General features: G+C 64.0%; 1 pseudogene. It reads left to right on the top strand.

Features of this window, described 5'->3' with window-relative positions:
* Nucleotides 1–1,385, top strand: a pseudogene (locus tag Q4P78_RS08610) (hypothetical protein); the annotation flags it as partial.
* Nucleotides 1,386–1,576: the final 191 nt, after the last annotated feature.

The following is a 1,576-nucleotide window of genomic DNA, read 5'->3' as shown; positions in this document are numbered from 1 at the left end:
ATCACACCTCGCAGATTCCGCTGCCGAACCAGCAGAGTGCCGCTCCCGTGAATTCCGCGAACCAGGGCGGCGCACCAGCGCAGGGCGCCTCGTACGGCACCGACCCCGGCGCGGTGCAGTCACCCGGCTACGGCCAGGATGGTGCGCAGAACTACGGCCAGGATCACGGTGTCTCCGGCTACGGGTATGACCCGCAAAGCCAACCCGGTGCCCAGCCGGAGAACCCGCAGGCGGGGCAGGCCCAGGCAGGCCAACAGCCCCCAGCCGATCAGTCCCAGCCGAGCCAGAGGCAAGGTACCGGACTGACAGCCCGCGACGTGCAGGCCACCCCGGCTGACGGTACGCAGGGCAACGCCAGCGGCCCGGTCGCGAACGCGCCAGCACCCGGCACCGTGACCCCCGCATCGTTCGCGGCTGAGAACGCCCGAAACACCCAGAATAACGCGCAGTTTAACCCCGCAAATGCTGCCGCACCTGCGGCGGCTGCGGCTGGTGGCGCGGCAGCCAAGAAAGCCTCCGGAGGGGTAGCCGGGGCTGTGAATACGCTGCGTGAAAAACTCACCGCGAATAACGGGAACCAGAACTTCTTCTCCACCCCGCTGGGTTTGGCGAGTATCGCGGGCGTTATTCTGCTGGTGGTGCTGCTGATCCTGGCGCTGGTGCTGTTCATACCGCGCGGTAGCGACAATACGAACAACGCGGAGCCTGCCGCAAGCAGTTCCAGCAGCTCCTCGTCCGCGAGCAGCAGCTCATCCTCCGATTCGGACGACTCCACCGAACTGAAGAAGCCCTCGGGCGACTTCAAGGAGTACACGGGCGAGGGTAAGAAGACCATCGACATCGAAAAGCCCAACGGCAACGACTCGAAGGCGCTGGTCTACTACGAGTTCACGCCCGCGTCCGTGCCCGCAAACGAGAATAACCGGGGTGTGCTGAACGTGGCGGGTAAAACCGACAAAGACCAGTCCAGCGGTTTTGAGGTGCGTGATTCCGGCAGCGTGAGCTCCACGATCACCGGCTCCGCCTGGATGGACACCACCAGCAAAACCACCCGCAAGCTGCAGATTGAGGGCGAAGGCAAGTGGACGGTGCGCGTGTACGATGCCTCCTCCGCACCGAAGTACGGCAAAGGTGAGAGCATTGAGGGCCGGGCACGTAACTACGCCTTCACCTACACCGGCGGCACCAGCTCGTTTGAGGTGAACAGCGAAAGCACCGACAATAACGGCTACTACCACTTCAGGCTAGATGCGGTCGGTAAAGGCTCAGTGATTGGCACCAGCATGGCTTCGTCAAAGAGCACCACCGAGTGGGAAGACAGCAGCAGCGAAGTGTACATGTTCATTGAGGCGCCCTACGCCCGGTGGCGCATGAACACCAAGTAGCCCGCACCCGGTCGCCTCACCAGAAGGTGCCCTGATTACTAAGGCCCGTCGTGATGCACGACGGGCCTTAGCTGTGCCCTCTTGGGCGCGGGTGTGTGGAGGGCTACGGTGCGGGGCGTTCGGGCGCACGGAACCGGCCCGAGCCCACCCGCGCATCAATTGCTGCCCGGTGCGCCCAGTAGGTGAGGAAC

The sequence above is a fragment of the Rothia sp. (in: high G+C Gram-positive bacteria) genome, assembly GCF_030540545.1.
In the GTDB taxonomy this organism is placed as follows: Bacteria; Actinomycetota; Actinomycetes; order Actinomycetales; family Micrococcaceae; genus Rothia.
Note: the sequence above shows the minus strand (reverse complement) of the source record. Positions and strands in the feature narration are given on the sequence as shown.